A 26,138-nucleotide genomic window follows, 5' to 3' on the forward strand; every position below is an offset into this window, starting at 1 on the left:
AAATGAAAGGACGTTTAACTAGAAAAAGCCTGTAGGTTTAGAGCGTCTGCCGTTTCTTCAACATACGTCCAGCATGGACTTCATTTAGGATGAAAGTTCCGAAAGGTGCTAGCAAGCTACTACCGGGCAAAGAGGGTATACCATTCACTGTCTTTAATCGTGAGTGGTTTTTTGTTGTGATTAATTGTGTTTCTTGACAGAACAAGGTTTTAAGTATTTGTTAAGAGCCTCTTGTCACACTGTTCGACAAGTCTTAATTAGATTCAAGGAGGAGAATAGTTTCCAGATGCTAATAAGAATCTAACATCAGAGTTTAAGAGTTTGTTAAGTGCTTAATGTTACACTGTTCGACAAATTACGTCATCATCCATGACTCAAGGAGGAGAACAGTTCCAGATGCTATCGAGAGGAACAAGCGGAGTGAAGAAATGGATTAGAACGACTCTGGCTGCAATGGCCATCGCTTTACTGACAGCCGTAGCTCTGCCGTCCAGCGAGACTCATGCCGGGGGTGTACCCCTGAATCTTAAGTCACCGCAAGATATCAAGTTTTACGCCTACAACGGCGTAACGGAAATGTACATCGTCGATACCGGCAACAACCGGGTCATTCGGGCGAATACGGACGGGGTGGCGAATCTGATCGTTCCCGTGAACAATCCGACGGCGGTCGCCGTTGACGGGGAAGGCAATCTGTACGTCGCCGAATCGGGCTTGGCCGCGGGCTTGCATGCGTTCGACCGGGATGGAGAGCCGCTCACGCTGTTGAAGCACAACGGGGAGACGATGGCCAATCCCATCGATCTGATCAGTCGAATGGTCACCCCCGTCCCGAACTATCCGAAGGTAATGAACATCAAGAGTCTCGTCATTCTCACAAAAATCAATCCGGCCACTCAGCAAGCATACAAAGAAGCTAAGTTTCAATTCGAAAACTATGCGGCAATCAGTTATTTTCCGACGGTAATCGGAATGTTGAATAGAAGTGTCACTTTGAGACTGGATCTGAGCGGTTCGAGCGGTGGCAGTTCATCCAATGCCGGAGATGGAGAGTGGGGCCTCGCAATCCATTTGGATAGTAGGGTATGGGAATCTCAAGGCTACGTCGTCGACCTGGAGGGCGTCTTTAACATGTTCCCGGGAGCAGGCTATACGACCGGAGAAATCGCGGTAGATTTCATCGGAGAGAGGTTTTACGTCGTCATGAACGAGACGAAAATTTACCGTGCCTCCTACGTCGGCGCATCGTACGTCAACCGTCCAACGCTTCAGCCCTGGCTCAATCTGACCGATGATCACGGAATCAGCAAGCCCCATGCCCTCGCTGTCGGTCCGGACAATAAGCTGTACGTAACGGATGCGGCGCAGGATCGCATCGTCGTCCTCAATCTGGATGACACCGGGACCTTCAACCGAGTGCTGAGCTTGACCAACAAGCCGCAGGATCCGCCCACCGCAGGCTCGTTCGTCATACGCGGCAAGCAAGGGAAGGCTCTTGCGTTGAACGGCTCGGATTTCCTGAACGGTTATTCCGATCCGAAAGGCAGCGCAATGCAGGAGATTCGCGTCGTGTCGCTGCCGGACCACGGCACGCTCAGCCTCTCGGGAGTTCCCGTTCAAGACGGGCAATCGATTCCTCTGGCCTCGCTGAACGGCTTGGCATTCACGCCCGATGCGTCTTGGGGCGGCACAACCTTCTTCGCATGGCAGGCGATGAATTCCGCCGGGGCGTATTCCGAGACGCCCGGTAAGGTCGAGATCATCATCCGGCCGAAAGGAGACGCCAACGGGGACGGAGCCGTAACGCCTGCGGATGCACTGCTCATCACCAAGTATCTAAAAGGGAAAATCACGCTTACGGCCGAACAGCTCGAAGCGCTCGATATGGACGAAGACGGTGAAATAACCGAAGCGGATGCTACCTTAATCATGAATATCTATATGGGCAATGCAATCTAAGAAACTTTGAGGTGAATATATTGAATTACTTTCATGCTAACCAATCTGGACTGCGCGACAAATTCAGCGCTATCCTCGTTGTATTGCTAGCGCTGGTACTGCTGCTGCCGGCACTTCCGAAAGCGTCCGCTGCTCCGTCCGACACGCCCTCTGTGCGTGTCGGCTCGGTGGCCGGAGCGCCGGGGGCTTATGTCGAAGTACCGGTTTTCTTCGACTCGAATGGCTCCGATCTGTATGTTTACCGGTCGGACACTACGATTAACTACGATCCGAACGTGCTGGAGCCGGTGGCAGGAGATGAAGCGGTCATTAGCGGACCGGTTCGAGCGCTCGACACCAACGCGCTGTTGCTCGTAGACAAGACAACAACCGGAAGTCTGAAACTCAAGCTGACGCTTACTGATTTTATAGAGGACTCCAGCGAGTTGTTCACGCTGCGGTTCAAGATCAAGGAAGGCGCGCCGGCAGGAGATTCCGCCCTTACGATTGTTCAAGGCCAGCTTTACGAGGACGTCGATCCGATATCCGCCGATCTCGTGAGCGGGAAGGTGACCGTGTCTCCGCCGGGAAATGCGGACATTGAAATCGGCTCGGCGTCCATCAAAGTGGGGGAGCAAGGCATCGTCTCCGTGCCGGTGAAGGCGGTGAAGCTTGATAAGGCTGTAGCCTCCTACGGCATACGGATCAAGTTCGATCCGGCCGCGATAAGCTTCAATGGAATCGTGGGACAAGGCTTGATGTCGAACTATAACAATACCGACGGCTGGTTGATTGTCTCTTGGCTGGATCTGACGGGCGGAGACAACCCGATTCCGGCTTCTCAGGATGCTCAGACCCTGTTCACGATCAAGTTCGCAGTTGAAGATGACGCGCCGATCGGCGATCACGCGCTGACTGTCGAGACTCCGAACGACGTGCGGGAGCTGACGTTTACGGACGTGCATGCCGTGGAGATGAACAAGACTGTCGCAAACGGCAAAGTTTCCGTTGTGGTTCCGCCCGATGCGCCGGTATCGGTCACCGCGACTCCGGGTGATGGCAAGGTCGGGCTGACCTGGCCGGCCGTGCCGATGGCGGAAACGTACAAGGTATACCTTTACGAGGGAGAAGCATCACCGGACGACGACGCCGATTGGGTAGAGATCGCTGACGGAGTCGGAACCAATGCGTATACCGCAGTGGGACTGAATAACGGTAAGTCCTATGTATTTGCCGTTAGGTCGGTCAACCTTGCCGGCGCATCCGGACTTAGCCCATCTTCGGAGGCGGTCGTGCCAGTGCCGGCTCCTGGAGCGCCGAAGGATTTCAACGCGACGCCAGGCAACGGCACGGCAGTCATCTCCTTCGCGAAGCCGGTCGGCACGGTCGGCGAGCCGATTTTGAAGTACCGTGTCGAAGCGGTACTCGACGGCGACATCATTGCAGCGAAGGAAGTGTCGGAAAGCGGCGAGGGCGTGTACAGCGCGAGCTTCGATCACTTGGTTAACGGAAAGACGTATACGATTCGCATCTACGCGGTGAACATTGCCGGAGATTCGGTGCCGCTGATCGGCGCGGTTCGTCCGGTGGCTAAGCCGCTGGCTCCAGCTATCCTGTCGGTTACGCCAGGCAATGGGCAAGTACAAGTCGCCTTGGGCGCGCCGGCCAATGTGAACGAGGCACCGGTTGACCGCTATATTGTGACTTCTAATCCCGGCGACATCTCTGTCACGGTTAACGGGGATCAGTTGTCGGCCGTCGTCACCGGGCTGACGAACGGCAAATCCTATACTTTCACGGTTGTCGCCCAGAATGCCGCCGGAATGTCCGATCCGTCCGCAGCATCGCAAGCTGCAGTACCGACGGCGCCACAAGCGGGAAGCGGAGGCGGCGGAGGCGCTTCGTCTCCGACGGAGAAGATAAAGGTCGAAGTCAGCGATGGCAGCGGCAAGGGCGGCGTTGTCGCCAGTACGACCATCGAAAGAACGACCCTTGCGGACGGCCGCAAGAAAGACGAAGTGATCCTGACGTTGGCACAAGCTGAGCAGGCAGTCAAGCAATTAAAAGAAGCCGGCTCATCTACGGCCAAAATCGTCATTCCAGACGCTAAGGACGAGGTAATAGATTTGAAAATCAAGCTGGCGGCAGAAGCTGCGAAGCAGTTTGCCGCGCAAGGCGTCGATCTGCAGATCTGGACCGACAACGGTGGCATTCTTATACCTAGCCGCTCATTGAAAGACTTGCAGGAGGAAGTGTATTTCCATATCGTGCCGATCAAGGCAACCGTCGAACGCAAGCAGGTGGAAGAGCGCCTCAAAGGAGAGCCAACGCTTCTCCAACTAGCGACGGCGGACGGCTTGCAACTGATTGGTCGACCGATGACGATCGAGACGAATATGAGTAGCCGAGAGGTGACTCTGGAGCTGCCTGTAGGCGAGGATTTGCCGAGGGCGGAGTTAGAGAAGCTGGGCGTTTTCATCGAGCACAGCGACGGTACGAAGGAATGGGTAAAGGGCGAACTGGTTGGCTACAACGGAACGGACAAACCTGGCATCCGGTTTAAGATCACAAAGTTCAGCACCTTCTCCATCGTGAAGCTGAGCGTGGAGAACTCGTCTCATACCGCTTATATTCAAGGGTACAGCGATGGTACATTCCGTCCGGATCAAGCGGTTCAACGGGTGGAGATGGCGGCGCTACTGTCTAGAGCAATGCCGGGGACTGCTACAGGAGCAGCGGATGCGGCTTACACCGATCTGCCGTCTGCCGCATGGGCGAAGCAGGCGATCGCGCAAGCGACGTCGTGGGGGTATATGCAAGGCTCCGATGGCCGCTTTATGCCGGACAAATCGATTACCCGCGCGGAGATGGCAGCGATCGTCGATCGCTTGCCGAAAAGCGGAACGGCAGCGGTCGATGCGAAGGCGTCGTTCAAGGATACAGCCGGCCACTGGGCGGCTGGAGCAATCGAACGCGTAAGCGCAGCAGGTATCATGTCCGGCTCCGGAAGCGGTCAATTCCGTCCGAACGACTTGCTGACGCGCGCAGAAGCGGTTGTCATTCTGAATCGCGTGCTGGAGCGCGGGCCGCTCACGGGCGAAAAAGCCGCTTGGAAGGATGTTCCGGCAAGTCATTGGGCGTTCGGACACATTCAGGAGGCGTCCACGGATCACCGCTATAACCGGAACTCGGGTGGCGGAGAACAGTCTCTCGTTAATTAATAGGTTATGATATTAAACCAAACCCAGCGATCATTCTATATTGATCGTTGGGTTATTGTTTTGTATGTAAGCAGGTATGGATGTTTTTCAGCGTTTGTTAAGAGGCTGCGCACAATATACCGACTCCCCGATACGCGATTGCGTTTGACGGCAACGGATTTGATGCCGGGAAGGGAAACTGCAGGAAGTCGAAGTGTTCGAAGAACGCGAATGGGTGGCCATGCCGGCTGTAATTCCATAATTGCAACACCACTTTGAATGTATCACGATCGAGTGAACAGTTGGCAACAAGATTTGTGGAAATATACGAGTCCATGAATTAGCCGTGACGGAATGAATGCTCACATTGACATCCTCGTATATGTTGGACATAATAAAAGTATATTGAATTGTACGGGGAAGCACCTCGCCAAAGCCAGACACAAGACGTGTTGCTTTGTCGGAGGTGCTTTTCTATTGCGGAGGAGGATCGGCAATGGATAAAAACAAGAAAAGAAAAGAACGGATCGGGGAGCAGCCCGTAACGTATGAAGTATATTCGGCGATGCCAGATGACGGAGAACGGTACGAAATATTCGATGGTGCTCTCGAGATGATGTCTCCGGGTCCGTCCGTCATTCATCAGAGCGTTAGCAGAGATCTGCTCTATATTCTGATGCAAAGCTGCAATTCCGATTATGCGATGTTTGTAGCGCCGCTTGACGTTATTCTAAGCCGAACGAACGTCGTTCAGCCCGATCTGATCCTCGTTCATCGCAGCCGGATGGAGATCGTAACCGATAAAGCGATTGAAGGAGCACCGGATATCGTCGTAGAGGTGTTGTCCCCGGGCTCCCGAAAACGGGACAAGGTAAAGAAACTGAACATCTACGCTAAGCATGCGGTACCGGAATATTGGATTATCGATACGAATGCGCGTACATTGGAGCAGTATGTGCTAGGCGGTGAGCATTATACGTTAAGCAATTTGTTTGAAGGCGATGATCAAATGGCGTCGGACAGATTGCCTTGCGCGGAGTTCGCCATTAGCGACTTGTTCAAGGATGCAAGCATACAGAAGTTATATCCCTTGAGCTGACTCGCTGCTTGAATCTTATCCATGAAAGAGTATATACGCAGCCTGTGAATCTATTTGTTCCTACCGGGACGAGGTCACAGGCTGTTTTTTTGAACTATCAGAAAGCATAATACTTCCTATTTTTAATCAATAACCGCAAAAAACCATCTTGACGTTAGGATTGGAAATATTTTATAATCCAACCACGCCACACGTGTGGCATGAGGGAGCGTGAAGTGACAAAGGAGGACGAGGGTGGCGAAATTACCAAGGAAGATAAAAGTTATCTACTCGCTAGGGCAGTTAGGTTGGTCGATTCTGGCTGGAATCATCGGAACATGGCTCATCTATTTTTATTTACCGCCGGAAGGATCGGGCATTAAAGTGGCGATTCCGCAAGGCGGAGTTTTTATGGGCGTTACGATTATTGGCATCATTATGGGATTCGCTACGTTGATCAATGCGATGACCGATCTATGGGTTGCGAATTTAAGCGATAGTAGCAGGCATCGCCTTGGCAGAAGGACGCCGTTTATGAGACGAAGCGCGCTTCCTAGCGCCATTTTGCTTATAGCGATACGCTCGTCTACTATATTACGGTGCTCGCCAGACAGAAGGAAAATCATGTCGGATTGATCGTGACAGCCGTCGGCGTCCTCTCATTTTTGCTGTATCCGTTGGTTAACCGTTTGAGCAAAAAGTACGGAAAGAAGAAATTGATGATCGTTTCGTTCGTGTTTCTTATCGTATCTTTCATCTACATCTCTATGATGCCATATATGACGCTCGTTCGAGCGGTGAAAACAAAGAAGCGCTTTACTTTGGCGTACGTTCGTTTCTGACGAAATTCGGAACCGCTTTATCCGCCATCCTGTTGCCCACCGTATTGGCGATCGGGAATTCGATCGATCATGATTCCGGGATCAGAATATCCGTTGGGATTGCAGCCGTTGTTGCCCTGTTTTCCTTATTCGCTTTCCTAAAATACGACGAGAAGAAAATGATTCACCCCATTTAAATAGAAGAACGGGAGAGGTTTGTATGTTTCATGTAAAGGGAAAACCATTCATGCCCATGGGGGGACAGTCCAAAAACTCCAGCGCTTATAACGCGGAAGAATTGGCATCTGCTATTGCTGGCGTCAAGGCATTGGGAGGCAATACGTTGGAAGCCCCGGTTTATTGGGAGCAGGTGGAGCCGCAGGAGGGGCAATTTGATTTTTCCTCGGTAGACATGCTTCTGGAAGAGTGCCGGAAGCACGAGTTGCAACTTATCGTATTGTGGTTTGCGACATGGAAAAACGGCGAGATGCGTTATTGTCCGGGCTGGGTAAAGAGGGACAAGCAACGATTTGCCAGAGTGCTTCGCAGCGACGGCGTCCCTATGAATATTCTATCCGCTTTTTGCGAGGAATCGCTTCAGGCGGATACGAGAGCGTTCCGCGCATTGATGAAGCATCTGAAAGAAGCGGACGGCGACGCGCAGACGGTTATTGCGGTACAAGTGGAGAACGAGCCGGGCATTCTTGGCTGCGATAGGGATTATGGACATAAGGCGGAAGCCGCATTAGCCGGGGCTGTATCTTCCGAACTCCTCGAGCATGTGAAGGGACTAGGTAAGGGCTTTGTTTGGGACGCTTGGAAGAAGAACGGTTCTAAAGAGCAAGGGGGTTGGAAAGACGTTTTTGGCGTCGCGGGCGGCGAGTTCTGCACGGCTTGGTCAATTGCCAAATATATTGATCATATCGCTGTCGAAGGCCGCGCGGAATACAATATCCCGTTGTATGTAAATGCATGGCTCTCTTTCCCTGGGTGGCCGATTCCCGGATTCTATCCCTCCGGCGGGCCTACCCGAAACACGATGGACATTTGGAAGTTTACGGCGCCTCATCTCGATCTGATCGCACCGGATATTTACTCCGTTAATTTTAGCGACTACAAGATCGTGTGCGAAGATTATCGTCGGCCCGACAATCCTTTGTTTGTTCCGGAATCCGGCACGGATGGGCTTAACGCGCGAAATATGCTTCGGGCGTTGGCTGATTACGACGCGATCGGATATTTTTGTTTTGGCGTAGACAGCATCCTGAATATGGAAGGCAATCTGCGCGAGGATGCCGTATTATTCGCCGAAAGCTTCCGCAGCGTAATGAGCTTATTGCCGTTGATTCAGAAGTATCGGGGCACAGGCAAGGTTCATGCCGTCGTGGAAGAGGATTATCAGATGAATCAGAGTTTTGAATTCGAACAATACATCGGGGCGGTGCCTTTTATCAACATGGGCCCAACGAGCGAGAACAAGGACCACAGACATGCCCGTAATCCCCAGTTGATCGAAGGACGACCTAAACACGGGCTAATCATCGAAGCCGGACCGCAAGAATTTTACTTGGCCGGCAACTTCCATCTCTTTATGGTTCCCGGGTCGGGACCCGGATGGTTGGAAGCTTTGAAAATGTCGTTAGTATCAACCCCGGTGGACTATCTTACCGTAGAGGAAGGCTATCTGACCGAATCGGGAGATTTTGTATCCACGCGCACCCGCAATGGCGATGAAGCCGTGTTCGGAGGTTTCTGGGCGACCCCGTATTGTGGAGTCGTAAGAGTCGTTCTAACTCCATAGCTATTAATAACAGTCACGCCGGCGCATAGGAAACCGAAGTCGATAAACTCCGGTTATCATGTGCGCCGTATTCCGCTTAGAATAATATTCCGGAATGCTTTATTAAAATCAATATTATCGCAATATTCATACTTTAAGTGGTTCTCTCTCAGAATCAGCCTTTGGAAGAGGGCGATAAAGCTGTGACTGATAAAATGGTACAATTCTTCGACAGTCATATCATTCCGAATCGAGCCATCGGTCACGCCATCGCGAATATAATGAAATAACGGGTCCTGATTCGGGTTTAAAGCTTCAATAAAAGATTGCTCCAAATCCGGATTCGGATAATTCCCCTGAAAATACCTGTCGAACTCGGCGGTCAACTTGATCTGTTCTTTGACTTTATCAAGATCAACTTGAAAGAAATACGCTGTTACTTTTTCAAAGCCGGTTTTGTTCGTTATGTCCCCGATATCCAATGTGAAATAATCCTGCAGTTGCTTCATGACTATGATCTCGATTTCAAAGGCCAATTCATCTTTCGTGGGAAAATAACGATACAGCGTTCTTCTATTAATATTAACGGCCGATGCAATATCTTTCATTTGCACGGTTGCGATTCCGAGCGCGATAAATTGCTTTTCCGCTTCCATCAGGATGCGGTGTCTCGTCGAAGGTTTGTCCAATTTATTAACCCCGCTTATTCATATTGTTATCTTATCCGTGCCTTAGACTATCTCCCGGATGCCTTGCGATAAACGGAGTATACCTTTATCATCCAAATTATTGCAAGCCCTGGTCATATCTATCCCCACTTCGATGTATCGCTATGAGCGAATAAAACAAGAGCTGCCCCATGGGACAGCCCTCTGTTTCGAGTTTTAAGTTATTTCGTTGCTTTCCAAGCGTCGATTTGCTTTTGCATTTCCGCGACGATTAGATCGGAGCCTGCGGTTTTCATCTTTTTCAAGAACTCGTTGTATTTCTCTTCGCTTGTTACGCCGAGCTCAATGCCTCTGTAGTACTCGTCATAGACTGCACTTGTTTTACCGATTTCCGCTTTGACCGGTTCCGCATCGAAGGAGAAACCGAGCAATTTCGATGGTTCTGCGGCTTCGTTCAAATTGATCGTATCTTCCCAGACGGTTTTCGGCATGCCTTCCTGTACGTAAGCAAGGAAGTTGGAAGCGAACATCCACGGTGCTTGCGGGTTGTAGCCTTGTTGATTCGGCCCAGCAACCATGAGGCCGTCGTCGTTGAGTTTGAAGTGGTCATCCTTGATGCCGAAGTTGAGCAGGTTATACAGTTCTACGTCCGTATTCAGCAGTTCAAGCAGCATCGTCGCTCTTTCCGGGTTTTTCGACGTGCGGCTGATGGCATGCATCGTGGCGATGATGCCGCCTGTCGTCAGATGCGGAACGGAGGCAGGTGCAGTGACATAAGCCTCGCCGCCCAATACGGAGCTGAGTACATCTCCGCCCGGCTTGTACGCACCGCCGATGCTCATCATCCATTTGCCTGCTTTGGCGTCGGTCCATTCATCTGTTTTCTTGGCGATCCGTTCTTTGGAATTCATATAGCCTTTGGCGTTCCAGTCCCGCAAGGCGGCGACGAATTTCTTGAACTCATCGGACTCAAACTGGTTCATTACCGTCAGCGTGTCATCATTATAGTTTACTGCGCCGGGTACGTTGATGCCGGCGATGTTTTCGAAACCGAACATATCCTGAATGCCAAACAATGGGGCACTAACATATTTTTGCGGATTGTCTTTCTTGACCGCATCAAAGTACGGCTCAAGCAAATTCATCGTATCGGCGCTGAGTTTGCCGCCAACGCTGTTGATGTCAAAGCCGTATTTTTCTGCAAGAGCTTTCGGTATTGCAATTTCCGGTGTTCTTGCCGAGATTTGATAGTTGATATAGCCGTAGATCTGACCGTTTACGCGAGTAGCATCCCAGAAATTACTCGGAATAGCGGCATAGGACTTCGGTGCATATAGTTTAAGCAAATCATCCAGTGGTAAATAGGCGCCTTTCGCTACGTTCTGAGTGTAGTTATTAAGCCAGTTGGAAGTAAAGGCAAGGTCGTAAGGTTCGCCGGAGGCGGTGACCACTTTCATTTTCTGTTCGTAATCCGCACCGGCGATCGGTTTGAAGTCGATGGTGGCGTTGATTTTTTGTTTTACGATTTTGTTTACTTCGGCAAACACTTTGTCTTGTTCAGGCTGCGGGAAGCTGCCCGGGAAGTACCAAGTCAACTTGACCTCCGGCAATTCTTCGGGGGCTTTTGCGCCTTCGGATGGATTCGCGCTCGCAGGGCTTGTCGGAGATGCGCTCGGCGAGCTGGCATTGTCGTTGTTTCCGCATGCGCCTAGCACCAAGCTGAACACGAGAATCAGGAGTATAGCTATGATGCCGGTTTTGGAAAGACGTGTACCTCTTAACATTGTGAATCCTCCCTTTGTCCTATTACTATATTCTTAAAATGGATCGAAATCCATGTTTAAGCTATCCTTTGACCGCGCCTACCGTAAGCCCTTTGACAAAATACTTTTGGAAAAAGGGGAACACTAGAAGCATCGGACCGGCAGCCAGAATGGCCATCGCCATCCGGGCCGTTTCGGCGGGAACGGTGTTCATTCCCGGCATAATGCTCGCGGTACGGGTAAGAAACTCGATGTTGTTGATCATGCGGTACAGCATATATTGCAACGGAACGAGACTTTCCTTATCGATATACATCAGGCTTAGCCACCAATCGTTCCAGTATTGAAGAATGGTGAACAAGCCGACGGTGGCTAGTCCCGGTTTAGCCAATGGTAGAATCATCTGGATAAATATCCGGAGCTCGCTCGCGCCGTCGATCATGCAAGATTCAATGATAGTGTGCGGAATTTTCTGCATGAAAGTTCTCAGGATCAAGATGAACCAGGGAATCGCCAGATAGGGCAGAATGAGTACCCAGATCGTATTTTTCAGGTGCAGGTAATTGCTGATGAGGATATAGGTCGGAACAAGACCGCCGTTAAACAGCATCGTAAAGAACACATAGAAGCTTAGAGAGTTCTTATATTTGTAGTCTTCTCTGGATAATACATAGGAAATGCCCGCAGAGATCAGCACGGAAATGATCGTACCTATAGCGCTGACGAGCAGAGACACTTTCAATGCATTCAAGAGTTGAGCCGGTTTGTATAGCACATAGGCATAGGCGCTTAAATTAAAGCCCTGGGGAAAAAAGCTATACCCTTCTTGTAGAATGGTCGTTTCGTCGCTTAGCGAAACGGAAATAATCGAGATTAGCGGGATGATGCAAGCGATGCCGAATAAGATCAACACGAGATGGATCAACATTTTCGGCAGTTTTTTACGGAGCGTCATAAGCTCACCTCCATTTTAGAAATTAGAACAGTTTGTTCTCTTCGTTTACTCTTTTAACCATATAGTTGCTCAGCAGGACGACAACGAATCCCATCATCGATTGGAACAAGCCGACTGCCGACGACATGCCGATATCTCCGGATTGTCTAAGCATGCGGTATACATACGTATCGATAACTTGGGTGACCGGATACAACTGACCGACTTCCCTCGGGACGAAGAAAAACAAGCCGAAGTCCGAATAGAAAATTTTCCCGATCGACAGAAGCGTCATGATCGTAATCAGCGGCATAAGCAACGGCAACGTAATTTTAATAATGGTTTGGAATTTAGATGCGCCATCGATTGCAGCCGCTTCAAAGTAATCCTGCGAGATGCCGAGAATTCCGGCATAGAAAATGATGCTGGTATAGCCCAACCCTTTCCATACATTAATGAAGGTAAGCAGGATGGGCCAAATCCACGTTTCGGTATAAAAATCGAAGGACGTAAATCCGAGGTCTTCCAACCAGCCGGTCACAATCCCATAAGGTCCAATAAACGAGTATGCCATGTACGCCACGATGATCCAAGAAAAGAAATAGGGGAAAAAAAATAAAGTTTGATACGTTTTCAAAAATTTGCGGCTAATGACTTCATTTAACAAGAGGGCAAATATAATCGATAGCAAGGTGCCGACCACAATAAAGACCGTATTGTACCCGAGTGTGTTCCTGACGACCATCCATGCGTCGCTAGAGCTGAAAAAGTAGTTGAAGTTTTCAAAGCCGCTCCAAGGACTGCGGAAAATGCCTTGCTCGTAATTGACGTTCTTAAAGGCAATAAAAATTCCCGCCATCGGAATGTACGAGAATACGAAAATCACCAGAATTGCCGGGAGCGCCAGCATCGTAAGCGTCAAAGTTTTCATGGATCGCGTTTTACTCATTTTTTTATTTGTTGCTGCCATAGCCACAAGCGTCTACTCCTTTGCCGTTTCTATTTTGCCAATCGCCTGTTCATGGCTTAATACTAGCAACCCCATGTAAGAAAACAATTTCTAATCCGATTGTTCTGTCCTTTACGGAGCAAAATAGGAGTGCTTAATTTGGTTTTTTGTACTGAATTTACACTTTTCACGTCCGGAAGGTAATTGTATTTGCTCAGTTTTTCACGATTGTGATAGTCTTCATTAATGGAGGGGGTAGCAAACCATGTTTAAGCAACTTGTATTGAAAAATCCGTTTCAGTTGTTTCTGACGATATTGCTGCCGTTTCTAATCAGCGCATTGGTCTTACTGTTCGTTCAGTCGTCGATATTAAAAAAGAATTTTGAAGATTTCGCGCTTCAAATGATCTACAACCAACAGAAATCCGAATTGCAAAACACGAGCCAGAATGTGCAGGTGATGGCCCAGTCGGTTAGATCGCTGGCGACCACCGCTTTTTTTGACGATATGATCAAAGATTTGTTGTATTCGGATGTCGCGGCCATTGATTATGTGAAATATCAGACGAAAATGCAATCCTACAAAACGATTTATCCGTTTCTGCAATCGATTTACATTTATAACGGACAAACGGTATATTCGGTGCCGAGCGAAAACTTTCTATATAATAGAGGGAATTTTAGCGATAAGGGAATATTCTCGATTTTGGACGATATCCAAAATAATCGGTCTCATAGCATCGTCCTTCGCGAAATACCAAATATCATGTCCGGCATCTCGAGCGGTGCGTCCAAAACCGTCAACGTGTATACATACTTGTTTTTTGACACGCAGCTAGAGAAAGGAAAAGTAAGCGAAGCCATTATTCTCAACATATCCGAGGATTGGATCAAGCAAAACATCAGCATATCCGATCAACAGAGCGATAACCGGATGTTCATTCTCGATTCGAAGGGCAGGCTGATGTCCGGAGATCCGAATCATCCGTTGCTTAGCGATATGAACGAATTCGAATATACCCGAATCATCAATTCCTCGAAGGAACCGTCAGGCAGTTTACATATGAACGCAGACGGAGTCGATTCTTTTATTACGTACACGGATACGGGCGTATTTGACTGGAAGCTGGTCAGCGTTACTCCTTATACAAAGATCGTTCAGGAAATCGAGATTATGAAGAAGAAAACGTTACTGCTTATGTTGATTTTTCTGGCCGGAAGCGTTCTGCTCACGTTCTATTTTTCCCGAAGGTTATATGTGCCAGTCAAGCTCGTCATTCAGAACTACCATACGCTAGAGTCTGAGCAGAAGGAGGAGTTTTATAGTCGGAAGCAAGAGGTATTAAGAAAACTGGTGCAGTCCAGCGATTTCGGATCCGATCAATCGATTCTCCGAATCTTTAATAAATTCAATATCGAGCTTGAACCCTGGGAATCCCTCCAGCTCTTCCTGTTCAAGATCGATCATTATTCGGAGTTCAGTTCCCAATATAGTTCGAAAGACCGTGGATTGCTGAAATTCGCCATGATGAACATCATTTCGGAGCTTCTCTCCGGCATGTATAAGCATGAATGTATCGAAGTGGAAGAAGATCAGATTCTGTTGTTGATTAACTTCAAAGCCGAAGAAGAGTCGCAGCAGCAGGAACGGCTGCTAGAGCTCTTGCAAGAAATTCAACTGAATACGTCGAAGTATTTGCGACTGTCCGTTTCCATTACGATTAGCCAGCCTTTCGAATCGATTTCGAATATCAATTTCTACTATTTAAAGACGCTTGATCTCTCGTATTACCGTATGATCTTAGGACATCAAGCCATCATCTCCGAGAGTGTCGTCTCCATTAGGAACGAAGACTTCAAATATCCGCAAGATCAAGAGAAAGAGTTGACGGATGCTCTGATTCAAGGACATTTCGAGGAAGCGGACCGGGTATTGTTCGACATGATCGGTTATGCGTCCGCTTACAGCTATACGGTGCTAAACTCGGTGTTGATCCGATTGCTGCTGTCCATTCGATACGCGATTGAAGTGCTGGAAGCCAACCATTCAATGAAAGTAAATTTCAACTTTAATACGTACTTGACCAAGCTTCAAAAGATCGAGACGTTGGACAATATCAAATCCGATTTCCGCCAACTGTTCGGGCATTTGGCTGAAGAACTGCAATCCAAAAAGGATAATAAGTATTTGGATCTGCTCGAAGATGTCAATCGGATTATTCAAAGAGACTTCACCAATCCTGGATTGTCTCTCGATACGATTGCGGATGAAGTGGGCTTCTCCCCGCCCTATTTAGGGAAGTTGTTCAAGAAGTACCGTCATCTTTCGGTGAATGACTATATCAATCATGTTCGTCTGACGCATGCGACCGAACTCATTGCGACTACCGATGAAACCATTATGGAGATTATGCAGCATTCGGGATTTTCCAGCCGAAGTCATTTCTTCGCATTGTTCAAAAAAACGAACGGACTGACGCCTGCCCAATATCGAATATTAGTGAAAAAATCCGAGTAAGCGGCGAGAGCCGCTCCGGATTTTTTTTCTATATTCGAAGAATGAGAACCGATATTCAATTTGAGTACTCATGTCTGGAATCCGTAATCGGAATTGTCATAGATCAAGGACTGATTCTAGAAATGAGAAATTGTAATAGAACGATAGGGTGCTAGTATGGGGACATCGCGATCGTGCTACCCGATCATAACCGATTCGGCAGCGAAATGGCTTCGTGGTCGGAATATTAAAGAAAAGTGATTTTATTGGAGATCACGATGGCGGTTTTTTGTAGGAAAGTTAGTTTTATTTGATTTCAGTATTCATCGACCTTTGTATAGTGGAGGGGAGTAGATCTACTTTCATAGCAAATAGGTGAATCCATTCAACGTCAATGACGCGGAGAGGGAGATAGGTGGAGATGGCTGAATTTTTGAATCAAGTTGCGATAGTAACCGGATCCACTAGCGGAATCGGCAAAGCGGTTGCCGAGAGCTTAGCCAAGCAAGGCGTTCGCGTCGTCGTTTGCGGACGGGATGAGGAGAACGGGCGACAAGTCGTGGAAGGAATTGAACGGGACGGAGGAACGGCGATCTTCGTGCAAGCGGATCAGCTCCTTCCCTCCGCTCCGGATACGATCGTAGAGCAAGCCGTGAAGTCGTGGGGGAGAATCGATATTGTCGTCAACAATGCCGCCTTGGTTTGCAACAAGCCGATAGAAACCGTTCAGCACGAGGATTGGGACCGGCTATTTGCAGTTAATGTAAAGTCGGGATTTTTTCTGGTTCAGAAGGCGCTGCCGTATTTGAAAGAGACCCGTGGCTCGATCGTTAATATCAGTTCCTTAAACAGCCAAAAAAATATTGCGGGCAATTTCGTTTATGACTCTCTTAAAGCGGCGCTAAACCATCTGACGACAGGACTGGCGCTCGATCTGAAGGATACGGGGATCCGTTGCAATGCCTTACTTCCGGCGGGGATCGCAACACCGCTTCTGAACGATTGGTTTAAACAGCTGATGGATGATGCGGTCGAAGCCGAGCGGGTTGCGGAATCCGAAAAGCTAAGATCGGATGTCGGGTCGCCCCAGCAGGTGGCGGATGCGGTGTTGTTCTTATGCAGCGGTCAGGCATCATGGGTCAACGGGGCGCTTATTCCTATGCATGGCGGTCACAAGCTGGGCTAGTTCACGCAATAGAATCGGACTTGGAGGAGAAAATCAATGAAGTCGTTAACGCGAAAGTGGAAGATATACGCCGTCCATCATTCCCATTCCGACATCGGCTATACCGAGAGGCAGGAGAAAATCGAACAATATCATGTTGATTTTATTCGTCAGGCGGTACGCATCTCGGAAGAGGCGGAAGCGGGACTGCATCCGGAGTGGCAAGGATTCAAATGGACGTGCGAAACGTTCTGGGCGGTCGAGCGATTCCTGGAACAAGCGGACGCGTCGGAGAGGGAACGGTTCGTCGCCGCATTAAAACGCGGAGATCTGGAGTTGTCCGGTACGTATTTGAATATGAGCGAGTTGATCGGCTACGACATCCTGCGCAGTAAACTGTCCGCCGCCGGTGAATTCGGACGCACGGTCGGCATTCCGGTCACGACGGCCATGACGGCCGACATTAACGGCTACAGTTGGGGCTATGCGCAAGCTTTGCTGGATGCAGGCATCGATTCCTTGCTATCGAACGTGCACACTCATCATGGGATGTTTCCGATCGGGCGCAAACAGACGCCGTTTTATTGGGAGACGCCAAGCGGAGAACAACTGCTCGTCTGGAACGGCGAGCATTACATGGTAGGCAACGATTTGGGGTTAAACCCGAATATGGTGCTCTCTTATACGATTCAAGACGAATTCATAGACAATGCAGTGGGCGGTGGTTATACATTACTCCAAGATCATTGGAAAATCGCCGAAACGCGAATCGAACGATATTTGAAGCAATTGGAGAGCGAGGATTATCCGTATGATTTCGTCCTGGTGAACGTGATGGGGCTGCTTCGGGATAATGCTTCTCCGAACGGGGCCGTAGCCGCATTCATCAACGACTGGAACGGCAAGCACGGGGAGGCGGTAAGCATGGAGATGACGACGTTGTCCCGCTTTTTCGCCCATGTACGCGCGCAAACGGACGAAATTCCGGTTTATCGCGGGGACTGGCCGGATTGGTGGACGGACGGCACTGCCTCTACGCCGATGCACACGCAAATTTTCCGGGACGCCCAACGCACGTACGGTCTGGTCCGGCGATTGGACAAAGGCGCCGGTCTCGTTCCAGAGTCGCAGCTTTTGAAAGCGGAGCACGAATTAATGATGTACGCGGAGCATACGTGGGGTTATCATTCCTCGATCGCCGAACCTTGGCATCCGATGGTGCAAACACTTGGCGTTCGCAAGGAAGCGTACGCGGCCAATGCGAGCCGTCTTGTCTACACCGCGCTCGATCAAGCGCTGCACAAACTTGGGGAGACGACGTTGACCCCCGGCATGCCGCTTCGTTATCAAGCGATCAATTCGTTTGATCATCCGGTGGAAGACATCGCCCGTATTTATCTCGAAAACTATGAATTACCCGGTTTTCCGAACGGCATCGAAGTCGTAGACGAAGCGACGGGCGAAGCCGTGACTCATCAGCGTGAGAACGTCAGCCGCGGCAACCAGATATCTATCGGCGTAAGCCTGCTGCCGAACGAGAAACGCGTATTCAACGTGCGGGCGGCTTCCGCCAAAGCGGACGGTCAGACGACCAGCAGCACGCAGCTGCAGGGAAAGATCCGCATCTTCGACCTGGATGATCTGTATCCCGGCCCTGTTTCCGACATGCCAGTGATCCGTATCACCGAAACCGGCGTAGACACGCCTCATGTGTCGATCCGTTGGAAAACGGGCGAAGGCATCGTGTCATGGAAAGAAAAGGCCAGCGGTCGAAGCCTGCTGAGAACGGATGCGGCGCACACCGCTTTCTCGCCGGTATATGAAGTGACGAAAGCGGATCCTGAGCGGCAGGTGGAAGTACGAGGCAAAATGGGACGCAATCGTAAAGGCGCTCATGCTCAACGCTCGGTCGGACGTCTTGTTCAAGCGCACCAGGTTGCGAATGGTCCTCTGTACGGTACGGTCGAATTGAAATACGAGACGGACGGAATGCAGTATTATTCTTTGCTGCTGACGGTCTACCGGGATTTGCCTCGCGTCGATGTCGCCGTACGGATGCTGAAAGACAGCGTATGGGATCCGGAAAACGTGTACATCTCGTTGCCCTTCGATACGAACAAACAGAATCAGCAATTGTGGCTGGATAAAGCGGGTGCGCTCGTGCGCCCGGGTATCGATCAACTGCCGGGTACGTGTTTGGATTTTTACGCACTGCAAGAAGGATTCGCGCTTCTGGACGAGAAGGAAGGAATCGTCATCGGGGTTCCCGACGCGCCGTTGTTGCAGACCGGCCCGCTTACTTATGAGACCAGGCTGTTAAACGGACAGCAGGGCGAAGAACGGAATCATCCGTTATATTCCTGGCCGATGACGAATTACTGGGAGACGAATTTCAAGGCGACGCTAGGAGGATTCTACGAGTTTCGTTACAACGTGACATGGGGACAGGACTGGACGTCTCCTGAACAGGCGGTTCGTTATTGTCATAGCATGAACGCGGGAGTAACCGCATTTCGGTTGAAGGATTAATAAACTATTCGAATATTGGAAAGGAGAATGGGCAATGGCTTCCGCTTATCAATCGCCTGCGCATGTCCGTGCCTCGAAGCGGGTCGTTCCGCCGCAATGGGCCTTGCAGGAGCAGGTGCTTTTCGAAACGTTGAACAAGGCGGCCAAAGAGTTCGTCGAACGGTACACTCATCCCGACGGCACGCTCATTTGGTTCGAACATTGGCCGGGTATGGACGGATCGGATGATCCTTACGAAGGGTTTATGAACTTGGCGCTCCTGTACGTGCTGGGGGGGAGCAGCGAGTTGCATGAAGTCTCCCGCAAAATATGGGAGGGCATCACTTGGCAATGGACGGAATACGGACAAATTGACCGGGAATTTGACGCTTATTATGACTGGATGCATCATGGCGAAGGTTATTTGTACTTGTATTTCCTTGGATTGGCGGGGCCTGCCACGCTGAAAGACCGCCAGCGCGCGAAGAACTTCGCGGCCATGTACACGGGAGACGATCCGGAGGCGCCGAACTACGACAAGGAACTGAAGCTGATCCGGTCGCCGCTGAACGGGAGCCGCGGACCTAGATTCGAAGTGAACGAGGAGGACTGGAGCACTCATCGGGGAATCCTCGACGATTACCTGGCTCCTTACGAAGATATTCCCGGCGTAGATTTCGCGAGCGGTAAGTGCGCTTGGTCGAACGATGCGGTCTATGAGCAGATCATTGCCAAGATGAACGAACGGATGAATCGCGGCGACGTGCCGCTGAATTTGAACGCAACGAGTTTGATCGCGCACGCTTTCCTGCATTCCGGAGACAAGCGCTTCAGCGACTGGGTGACCGAATATGTAGAGGCTTGGCAGGAGCGGGCACGATTAAACGGCGGCATCATCCCTGACAATGTCGGGCTTTCAGGACAAATCGGAGAGCTCAACGATGGCAAGTGGTGGGGCGGCTATTACGGGTGGCGCTGGCCGCACGGTTTCATGACGATCGTTGAGCCGCTGACTAACGCCTGCATGAACCAGGTATTGCTTACTGGGGATATGAACGGGTTGCAGTTGGTCAGAGAGCAGTTGGATCGCAACTGGGAATTGCGCAAGGAGCAAGACGGGAAATGGGTTGTTCCGTACAAGCATTTCGATAGCGGATGGACGGATTACCGCGAAGCGTTGCCTAAATATCCGATCTATCTGTGGACGACGTCGATGGCGGATGAAGATTTGGAACGCATCGAGCGGATTCCGCAAGACCATGACTGGAACGAGGTCATCGTACCTGCATTCTCCGGCAGAGACCCGAAAACCGGGCGGGAGACGAAACATTACATCGGCAATACGCAGCCTTGGTATCAGTATATCCGCGGGCTCAATCCGGATTATCCGGAACGAATCCTGAGCGCCAATTACGAAATGATCGGCAATCAACTCGCCAAGATGCGTTCTCCCGAAGGAGATCCGCACGGTTGGACCGAGCATTACAACGAAGGCATTTATTCCGCTATTCACATCTGGCAGGAAATGTGCCCGCTTTATTTCGAAGGACTCGTCCAGTTAACGCTAGGCGGACCGATGCATATTTCGCACGGCGGTCTGCAACATGGTCGCGTTCGCTATTTCGATGCAACCGCGAAGCGTCCGGGACTGCCGCCGGGAATATCGGCCTTGGTGGAGAAGTTGACGCCCGATTCGGCTACGGTTCATTTGGTCAACGCAAGCCTGTTCGATGATCGGGAACTGATCGTGCAAGCCGGCGTATTCGGCGAACATAGGTTTAGTGCCGGAGAGATCATCGATGCTTCAGGCCAGGTGGCCGGATCGCTTCCGATCGAGGGAAAATGGCTGCGCGTGTCGCTGCCCGCGGGGACGGGCATCACCTTGAGACTTGCCATGGAGAGGTATGTCTATTCTCCAACGTACGACATGCCTTGGCCGAGCGAAGAGAAGAATAGCGTCATCCGTGGACGGGGCGATCAAAGTCCGAAGCAATCGTAGGGGAGTAGAGGCATGGCTGCAAACAGGATAACACAAGTAAAAGTGGCTCATCTCCACCCGGATCAAGTCATGCGGTACGAACAGCTTCACCGCGAAATTCCAGCGGGTAACGAGAAGCATATGCGGGAAGCGGGCATCGTGTCTTTGCGGATTTTCCGCGAGGGTTATACCTTGTTTATGATCGTCGAGTCCGATCCGTCGTCGGCGATTCCGGATCAGGTCATCGATCATCAGTTGGAAGAAGAGTGGCATCGGCTTACGGGCGTATGCTTTTCCGAAATGTGGAAAGACGCAAGCGAGGTTTACCGGTTGCAAAGCTAGATCTTTATTGCGTACCCGCGGAATCGTCTCGGGTACGTTTTTACTAAAATCGAGATGCGGTGAATACATGGAATATGCGATATTCGGCAAAACAGGGCTGAAGGTTTCTAAGCTGGGCTTAGGCGGAGCGCCGCTTGCGGGCGATTTCGGCAAGACGGACGAAGGCGAAGTGCAGCTTATGATTCACGAGGCTATCGATTCGGGCATCAACTTCATCGATACTGCGCCTTTATACGGCGGCGGCGAATCGGAGCGACGAATTGGCAAAGCGATTGCCGGCCGCAGAGGTCAAGTCGTCCTGGCATCCAAAGCAACTCGATTCGATATGGGCTTCGATTACGAGACGACGATACGGTCCGTCGAAGATAGTCTGCATAGGCTGAAGACGGAATGGATCGATATTTTGCAGCTTCACGATGTAGAAACTCAACCCTTTGAGCTCATTGCAAACGAGACGATACCGGCACTCGAGAAACTGCGGCAGGATGGCAAAGTCCGGTTCATAGGCGTAACAACGCGGGATTTGCCCGTGCTTAGGAAACATATGACGACCGGGAAATTCGATTCGATTCAATTTTATGCGCGATATATGCTTATGGATCATACGGCTAAGGATGAAACGATCCCGCTAGCCAAGGAGATGAATATGGGCGTTATCAATGGAAGTGTCCTAGGCATGGGGATCCTTGCGGATACACCGGCTCCTTTTCTAAGGGAGGACGTTCGTCTGGAAGGGATAAACCGGATGGAGCAATTGGCTTTTCTGCGGAAAACCGAGCCGCAAGGGCTCATTGAGCCCGCGATGAGGTTCAGTTTGAGCAACCCCGACATCCACGTCACGCTTACCGGGACATCTTCGCTCGGCGAATTGCGTACGAATCTGTCTTTTTGCGATGGCAAAGGTTTAGAGTCCGAAGAGATGGACAAAGTGTATGCGCTATTCCAAGGACGGCCGTTGTTTGATTAAGGGGGAGGAAACAGGACTTTGATTATCGATGCCCATCAGCACGTATGGAATTTGGAAAAATGCAGTTACCCTTGGCTCGGTCCTGAAAGCGGACCGCTTTACCGTAACTTCGAAGCATCGGAGCTTGCACCCGTATTGAATAAGATCGGCGTCGATAAAACAGTTCTTATTCAAGCTATGGATTCCTATGAAGATACCGAATCTATGCTGGAGACGGCTGCCGCTTGCTCCTGGATCGGAGGCGTAGTCGGCTGGGTTCCGTTGGACCGTCCGGAGGAAGCATCGCGAAGTCTGGAACGGTATAGTAGCAACCCTCTATTCAAAGGTGTCCGGCATCTTATACATGGGGAGCAAGATCCGGATTGGCTGTTGCGCGGCGAAGTGCTCGAAGGGCTCCGACTGCTCGAGCAGAAGGGGCTCACCTATGATGTCGTCGCCGTGTTTCCGCATCATCTCAAGCATATTCCGGTATTGTCGGAAAAGCTCCCTCATCTGCGCATGGTGATCGACCATTTGGCCAAACCGCCATTCCATGCGGACGGATGGGAGGAATGGGCGAGGCAGATGAAACAAGCGGCGGAAAATCCGAACGTATTCGCCAAATTGTCCGGGTTAAATACGGCTGCCGGCGACGGATGGTCGGCGGAGACGCTCCGACCCTGCATCGAGTATGCCGTGAATCTATTCGGCGCGGACAGATTAATGTTCGGAAGCGATTGGCCGGTTGCGTTATTAAACGGCAGCTATGAAGAAGTGTGGGAACAAACGCATCTTGCGCTGTCGGGATTTTCGGAGGCGGAGAAGGACGCAATATTTGGAGGTACGGCGGCTCGCTTTTATCGGATTTCGGAGGATGCGGAATAAATAAATACGAAAAAAGTCTCGATCGGGGATCGAGACTTTTTTCGTGAGGTTGATTGAAATGCACGATGGATTTCCGAAAGCGGCTCACTCATCTTTGATCTTGCTAACCTTTAGCCGATATTCAGTCAGCGAGAATCCAAAATATTTTTTGAAGCTGGTATAAAAGTAATTCGACTTCTCTATTCCGCATTTCTCCAAAATATCGTTTATTGGCATGCTGCTATTTTCCAAGTCGTGTTTAATCTTCTCCATCCGGATCGTAGTGATGTATTCAGCTACGGATTTGCCGGCGGCATTCTTAAACAGCTTGCCAAGATAGACCGACGATAGGGAAAGGAATTCTGCACAGCTATTCAATGATAGGTTTTTGTCTGGATAGTGTTCATGGATGTACTCGATGACTTGATTGACGATCTCATTCTTCCTCCTGTCTTTCGTCCCGTCCTTCAAGAGGATAATATCATCGATTAACTCGAAAAAAGTCTCTTCAATCTCTTCAAGTGTTTCAAATGCAGTTACTTTATGAAGAAAGTCTAAGGATATATCGTTAAATTTGGATGGAGCTTCTGCAACGATCTGATTTAGCGAATTATAGATAGAAAAAAACAGGTAGATGATAGAGGTTACGATATTATCATAGGAAGAACGTTCGATTGTTTTAATAATATCCTTGTACGTTTCCTTCGCCGCATTGCCGCTTCCTAGTTTTAACGAGTCGATAAGTTGTTTTTCTTTGGACGTCGGGAACTTAAAGTGGCCGTTATCCACTTTCTTTAGAATATCAGGTGTAATGATGCTGCAATGCCCATATTGGATCCTATACATGGAAAGGTTCCGTGTTTGTTCGTAAATAGGTTTAATTTGTTCAGGCGACTCTATTCGATAACCGAGTGTACCCGACAACGATATATTCAAATGTTGCTGGGCATAGCTCTGAACTTTAGCAACGATTACATGAAAAGAGTCATAGATCATATTCGGGTTTTCCAATAATTCGTCAATGTTCGCCATGACCACAAGCTGGTCGGGCGCGGTATCGATCACTTCGTTGACAAAGTACTCGGAAGTCACATCTTTGGCAATATTCGCTATGGCATATTTATATAAGGACCTGTCGATTTCATTATATTTCTCGACAAAATCTTTGTAAAAATCGATCTTTAAGATATACAAAAACACGACATCATTAAAATCTAAATCAATATTAAACTCTTTCCCGGTGGCAGCCGGTTTTCCATTTGGAAGAACGATATGTCCATTCAATATTTTTATAAGAAATTCATTTTTCAAGAGGGGCGCACTGTTTCTCTTCATATTTTCCAAGTAGGTTGTCTTGTCGATGATTCCGTTAAAAGCGCTGGTGAGAAAGCCAACCTCGTCCATGTTAGTATCCATTCTGCTTTCTGGGTTTAGCCTTTGCTTGATACCGTTCGTAAGGACGCCGATTGGACGGTACAGCTTTTTGGAAGCCAGGTAGGCATAAAATAAGCCCAGAAGTAGGACAACCAAACAAAATACAATGGTAATGGTTCTGTTTCTTTGAACACTGGCAAAGACGGAATCATATGGCGTGATACTCAGAAACGTCCATCCCAGGTTTTCGGAGGATACATAGGAAATCACATTTTTCTTATGGTCGATATCGTCGAAAAAAGTGCCGGAAGCTTCCTCGGAAGACAAGATGGATTGGATATAGTCTTGATCGGAGATGTTCTTCATGAACATGTCAGGTGACGAGTGGCTGATTGTGATACCGCTTTCATTCACCACTAAGAGTTCATTGCCTTCATTGTTCATCTTGGTGTCGATAGAAGAGATCGTCATCCTCAGCCAATCGGCATCTACATTCAATACGATGGCGTTATTGAAGTTTTCCCGATTATCGTTTGTATCGAACAAAACATAAGTGTATACGTTTGCAAATTTCTTGTTTGCCCCCTCAGGATTAGCGACTTTTCTTGGAATCGGATAAAGAGTCGGGATCTTGCTATTGAGGGGACGATTAAGCATCTTAATAATTTCCTTGTCAAAGAAGTCGGAGCTACTGTAGAACGTGTCCGATGGAGTGGAAATAATCGTATCGATTTTTTTGTTGTAGACATAGGCCGAATGGATATATGTGTTGGGGATGGCCAGGGCGCTCAAGGTTCGAATCGCCGTGCTGATATTGAGAATATCCTCATCATTGCTATTTGCAAAGGCAATGATGGGATTATTTAAGGAAAGCGATTGGCAAAACTTTCTTGCAATCGTATCCATATACACGGCGCTATAGCTTGTTTTGGACAAGATATCTGCCTTCATGTCTTTAAGCATTGAGATGGATGACGAATTGTAATTGTAATACAGCATGGAAGAAACGACCAAAATCAAGGCGGTAATGATACCCACAAAGGAGAGGAGCAGTTTTTTATAAATGCTTGTGCGGACTTTAAATGAATCCAAGTTTCAAACGCCTCTCTCTCTTACACAAAATGCGATGGGTGATGTGTGTTCATTTTAAAGGATTATGGGTTAAAAAGGAAAGGGAAAATGCCCCATGCGGGTTGAAGAGTCATATTTTAGAGATTTGAACCTTTTTTTAAGATCATCTTGATTTAAAAATCGGAGTGATATCGAATCTTATTGTTTCCTTTCTCACTGTAGGAATTTACGATAACAGTGCAAGTCGACCATTCAAAATGAA

The 26,138-nt window shown here is 49.3% G+C and carries 18 protein-coding genes; 13 read left to right on the forward strand and 5 right to left on the reverse strand.

Annotated elements, in window-relative coordinates:
- Positions 1 to 396: 396 nt before the first annotated feature.
- The 6 genes from HH215_RS29085 to HH215_RS29110 all read left to right on the forward strand — a co-directional run bounded on the left by HH215_RS29085 (position 397) and on the right by HH215_RS29110 (position 8,838).
- Positions 397 to 1,959: a dockerin type I domain-containing protein gene (locus tag HH215_RS29085; protein ID WP_169283075.1), complete on the forward strand. Its 1,563-nt coding sequence runs from the start codon at positions 397 to 399 to the stop codon at positions 1,957 to 1,959.
- A 20-nt stretch (positions 1,960 to 1,979) separates the two neighbouring features.
- Entirely contained in the window at positions 1,980 to 5,159 is a 3,180-nt protein-coding gene (locus tag HH215_RS29090; protein ID WP_169283076.1) for an S-layer homology domain-containing protein, read from the forward strand.
- Between the two features lie 475 nt (positions 5,160 to 5,634).
- Complete coding sequence (locus tag HH215_RS29095) at positions 5,635 to 6,237, forward strand: Uma2 family endonuclease (RefSeq protein ID WP_169283077.1); 603 nt, start codon at positions 5,635 to 5,637, stop codon at positions 6,235 to 6,237.
- A 234-nt stretch (positions 6,238 to 6,471) separates the two neighbouring features.
- Entirely contained in the window at positions 6,472 to 6,852 is a 381-nt protein-coding gene (locus HH215_RS29100) for an MFS transporter (RefSeq protein ID WP_169283078.1), read from the forward strand.
- The gene (locus tag HH215_RS29105; protein ID WP_375140468.1) at positions 6,849 to 7,058 is read left to right on the forward strand and encodes a hypothetical protein; all 210 of its coding nucleotides are present in this window, start codon (positions 6,849 to 6,851) and stop codon (positions 7,056 to 7,058) included. Before HH215_RS29100 ends, HH215_RS29105 begins: the two co-directional genes overlap by 4 nt.
- Positions 7,059 to 7,257: 199 nt before the next feature.
- Entirely contained in the window at positions 7,258 to 8,838 is a 1,581-nt protein-coding gene (locus HH215_RS29110; protein ID WP_169283080.1) for a DUF5597 domain-containing protein, read from the forward strand.
- 56 nt (positions 8,839 to 8,894) lie between these two features.
- Here HH215_RS29110 and HH215_RS29115 read toward each other — a convergent pair whose 3' ends face one another.
- From HH215_RS29115 to HH215_RS29130, 4 genes are all read right to left on the reverse strand, one after another.
- On the reverse strand, positions 8,895 to 9,506 hold the full coding sequence (locus HH215_RS29115; RefSeq protein ID WP_169283081.1) for a TetR/AcrR family transcriptional regulator: 612 nt from the start codon (positions 9,504 to 9,506) through the stop codon (positions 8,895 to 8,897).
- A gap of 200 nt (positions 9,507 to 9,706) precedes the next feature.
- A complete protein-coding gene (locus tag HH215_RS29120; protein WP_169283082.1) occupies positions 9,707 to 11,269 on the reverse strand; it encodes an ABC transporter substrate-binding protein in 1,563 nt (520 codons plus the stop codon).
- A gap of 61 nt (positions 11,270 to 11,330) precedes the next feature.
- Complete coding sequence (locus tag HH215_RS29125) at positions 11,331 to 12,203, reverse strand: carbohydrate ABC transporter permease (RefSeq protein WP_169283083.1); 873 nt, start codon at positions 12,201 to 12,203, stop codon at positions 11,331 to 11,333.
- Positions 12,204 to 12,225: 22 nt separating this feature from the next.
- On the reverse strand, positions 12,226 to 13,152 hold the full coding sequence (locus HH215_RS29130; protein ID WP_254450618.1) for an ABC transporter permease: 927 nt from the start codon (positions 13,150 to 13,152) through the stop codon (positions 12,226 to 12,228).
- 244 nt (positions 13,153 to 13,396) lie between these two features.
- On the opposite strand from HH215_RS29130, the gene HH215_RS29135 reads away from it, so the two are divergent.
- From HH215_RS29135 to HH215_RS29165, 7 genes are all read left to right on the forward strand, one after another.
- On the forward strand, positions 13,397 to 15,649 hold the full coding sequence (locus HH215_RS29135; protein ID WP_169283084.1) for an AraC family transcriptional regulator: 2,253 nt from the start codon (positions 13,397 to 13,399) through the stop codon (positions 15,647 to 15,649).
- 400 nt (positions 15,650 to 16,049) lie between these two features.
- Positions 16,050 to 16,814, forward strand: coding sequence for an SDR family NAD(P)-dependent oxidoreductase (locus HH215_RS29140; RefSeq protein ID WP_169283085.1), 765 nt, complete (start codon positions 16,050 to 16,052; stop codon positions 16,812 to 16,814).
- 36 nt (positions 16,815 to 16,850) lie between these two features.
- Positions 16,851 to 19,322, forward strand: coding sequence for a glycoside hydrolase family 38 N-terminal domain-containing protein (locus HH215_RS29145; protein ID WP_169283086.1), 2,472 nt, complete (start codon positions 16,851 to 16,853; stop codon positions 19,320 to 19,322).
- 34 nt (positions 19,323 to 19,356) lie between these two features.
- Entirely contained in the window at positions 19,357 to 21,300 is a 1,944-nt protein-coding gene (locus tag HH215_RS29150) for a DUF8034 domain-containing protein (RefSeq protein WP_169283087.1), read from the forward strand.
- Between the two features lie 12 nt (positions 21,301 to 21,312).
- Complete coding sequence (locus HH215_RS29155; protein WP_169283088.1) at positions 21,313 to 21,621, forward strand: L-rhamnose mutarotase; 309 nt, start codon at positions 21,313 to 21,315, stop codon at positions 21,619 to 21,621.
- A 67-nt stretch (positions 21,622 to 21,688) separates the two neighbouring features.
- Entirely contained in the window at positions 21,689 to 22,588 is a 900-nt protein-coding gene (locus tag HH215_RS29160; protein ID WP_169283089.1) for an aldo/keto reductase, read from the forward strand.
- 18 nt (positions 22,589 to 22,606) lie between these two features.
- Positions 22,607 to 23,452, forward strand: coding sequence for an amidohydrolase family protein (locus tag HH215_RS29165; protein ID WP_169283090.1), 846 nt, complete (start codon positions 22,607 to 22,609; stop codon positions 23,450 to 23,452).
- 84 nt (positions 23,453 to 23,536) lie between these two features.
- Here HH215_RS29165 and HH215_RS29170 read toward each other — a convergent pair whose 3' ends face one another.
- Positions 23,537 to 25,897, reverse strand: a complete 2,361-nt coding sequence (locus tag HH215_RS29170) for a helix-turn-helix domain-containing protein (protein WP_169283091.1) — start codon at positions 25,895 to 25,897, stop codon at positions 23,537 to 23,539.
- Positions 25,898 to 26,138 lie beyond the last annotated feature (241 nt).

Source organism: Cohnella herbarum, assembly GCF_012849095.1.
GTDB lineage: Bacteria > Bacillota > Bacilli > Paenibacillales > Paenibacillaceae > Cohnella > Cohnella herbarum.

What these genes read in the sequence shown, in the direction of transcription:
- HH215_RS29140 (WP_169283085.1), top strand. Translation starts at nt 16,050, where the DNA reads ATGGCTGAATTTTTGAATCAAGTTGCGATAGTAACCGGATCCACTAGC.
- HH215_RS29125 (WP_169283083.1), bottom strand. Translation starts at nt 12,203, where the DNA reads ATGACGCTCCGTAAAAAACTGCCGAAAATGTTGATCCATCTCGTGTTG.
- HH215_RS29150 (WP_169283087.1), top strand. Translation starts at nt 19,357, where the DNA reads ATGGCTTCCGCTTATCAATCGCCTGCGCATGTCCGTGCCTCGAAGCGG.
- HH215_RS29145 (WP_169283086.1), top strand. Translation starts at nt 16,851, where the DNA reads ATGAAGTCGTTAACGCGAAAGTGGAAGATATACGCCGTCCATCATTCC.
- HH215_RS29120 (WP_169283082.1), bottom strand. Translation starts at nt 11,269, where the DNA reads ATGTTAAGAGGTACACGTCTTTCCAAAACCGGCATCATAGCTATACTC.
- HH215_RS29085 (WP_169283075.1), top strand. Translation starts at nt 397, where the DNA reads ATGCTATCGAGAGGAACAAGCGGAGTGAAGAAATGGATTAGAACGACT.
- HH215_RS29110 (WP_169283080.1), top strand. Translation starts at nt 7,258, where the DNA reads ATGTTTCATGTAAAGGGAAAACCATTCATGCCCATGGGGGGACAGTCC.
- HH215_RS29095 (WP_169283077.1), top strand. Translation starts at nt 5,635, where the DNA reads ATGGATAAAAACAAGAAAAGAAAAGAACGGATCGGGGAGCAGCCCGTA.
- HH215_RS29135 (WP_169283084.1), top strand. Translation starts at nt 13,397, where the DNA reads ATGTTTAAGCAACTTGTATTGAAAAATCCGTTTCAGTTGTTTCTGACG.
- HH215_RS29160 (WP_169283089.1), top strand. Translation starts at nt 21,689, where the DNA reads ATGGAATATGCGATATTCGGCAAAACAGGGCTGAAGGTTTCTAAGCTG.
- HH215_RS29130 (WP_254450618.1), bottom strand. Translation starts at nt 13,152, where the DNA reads ATGGCAGCAACAAATAAAAAAATGAGTAAAACGCGATCCATGAAAACT.
- HH215_RS29155 (WP_169283088.1), top strand. Translation starts at nt 21,313, where the DNA reads ATGGCTGCAAACAGGATAACACAAGTAAAAGTGGCTCATCTCCACCCG.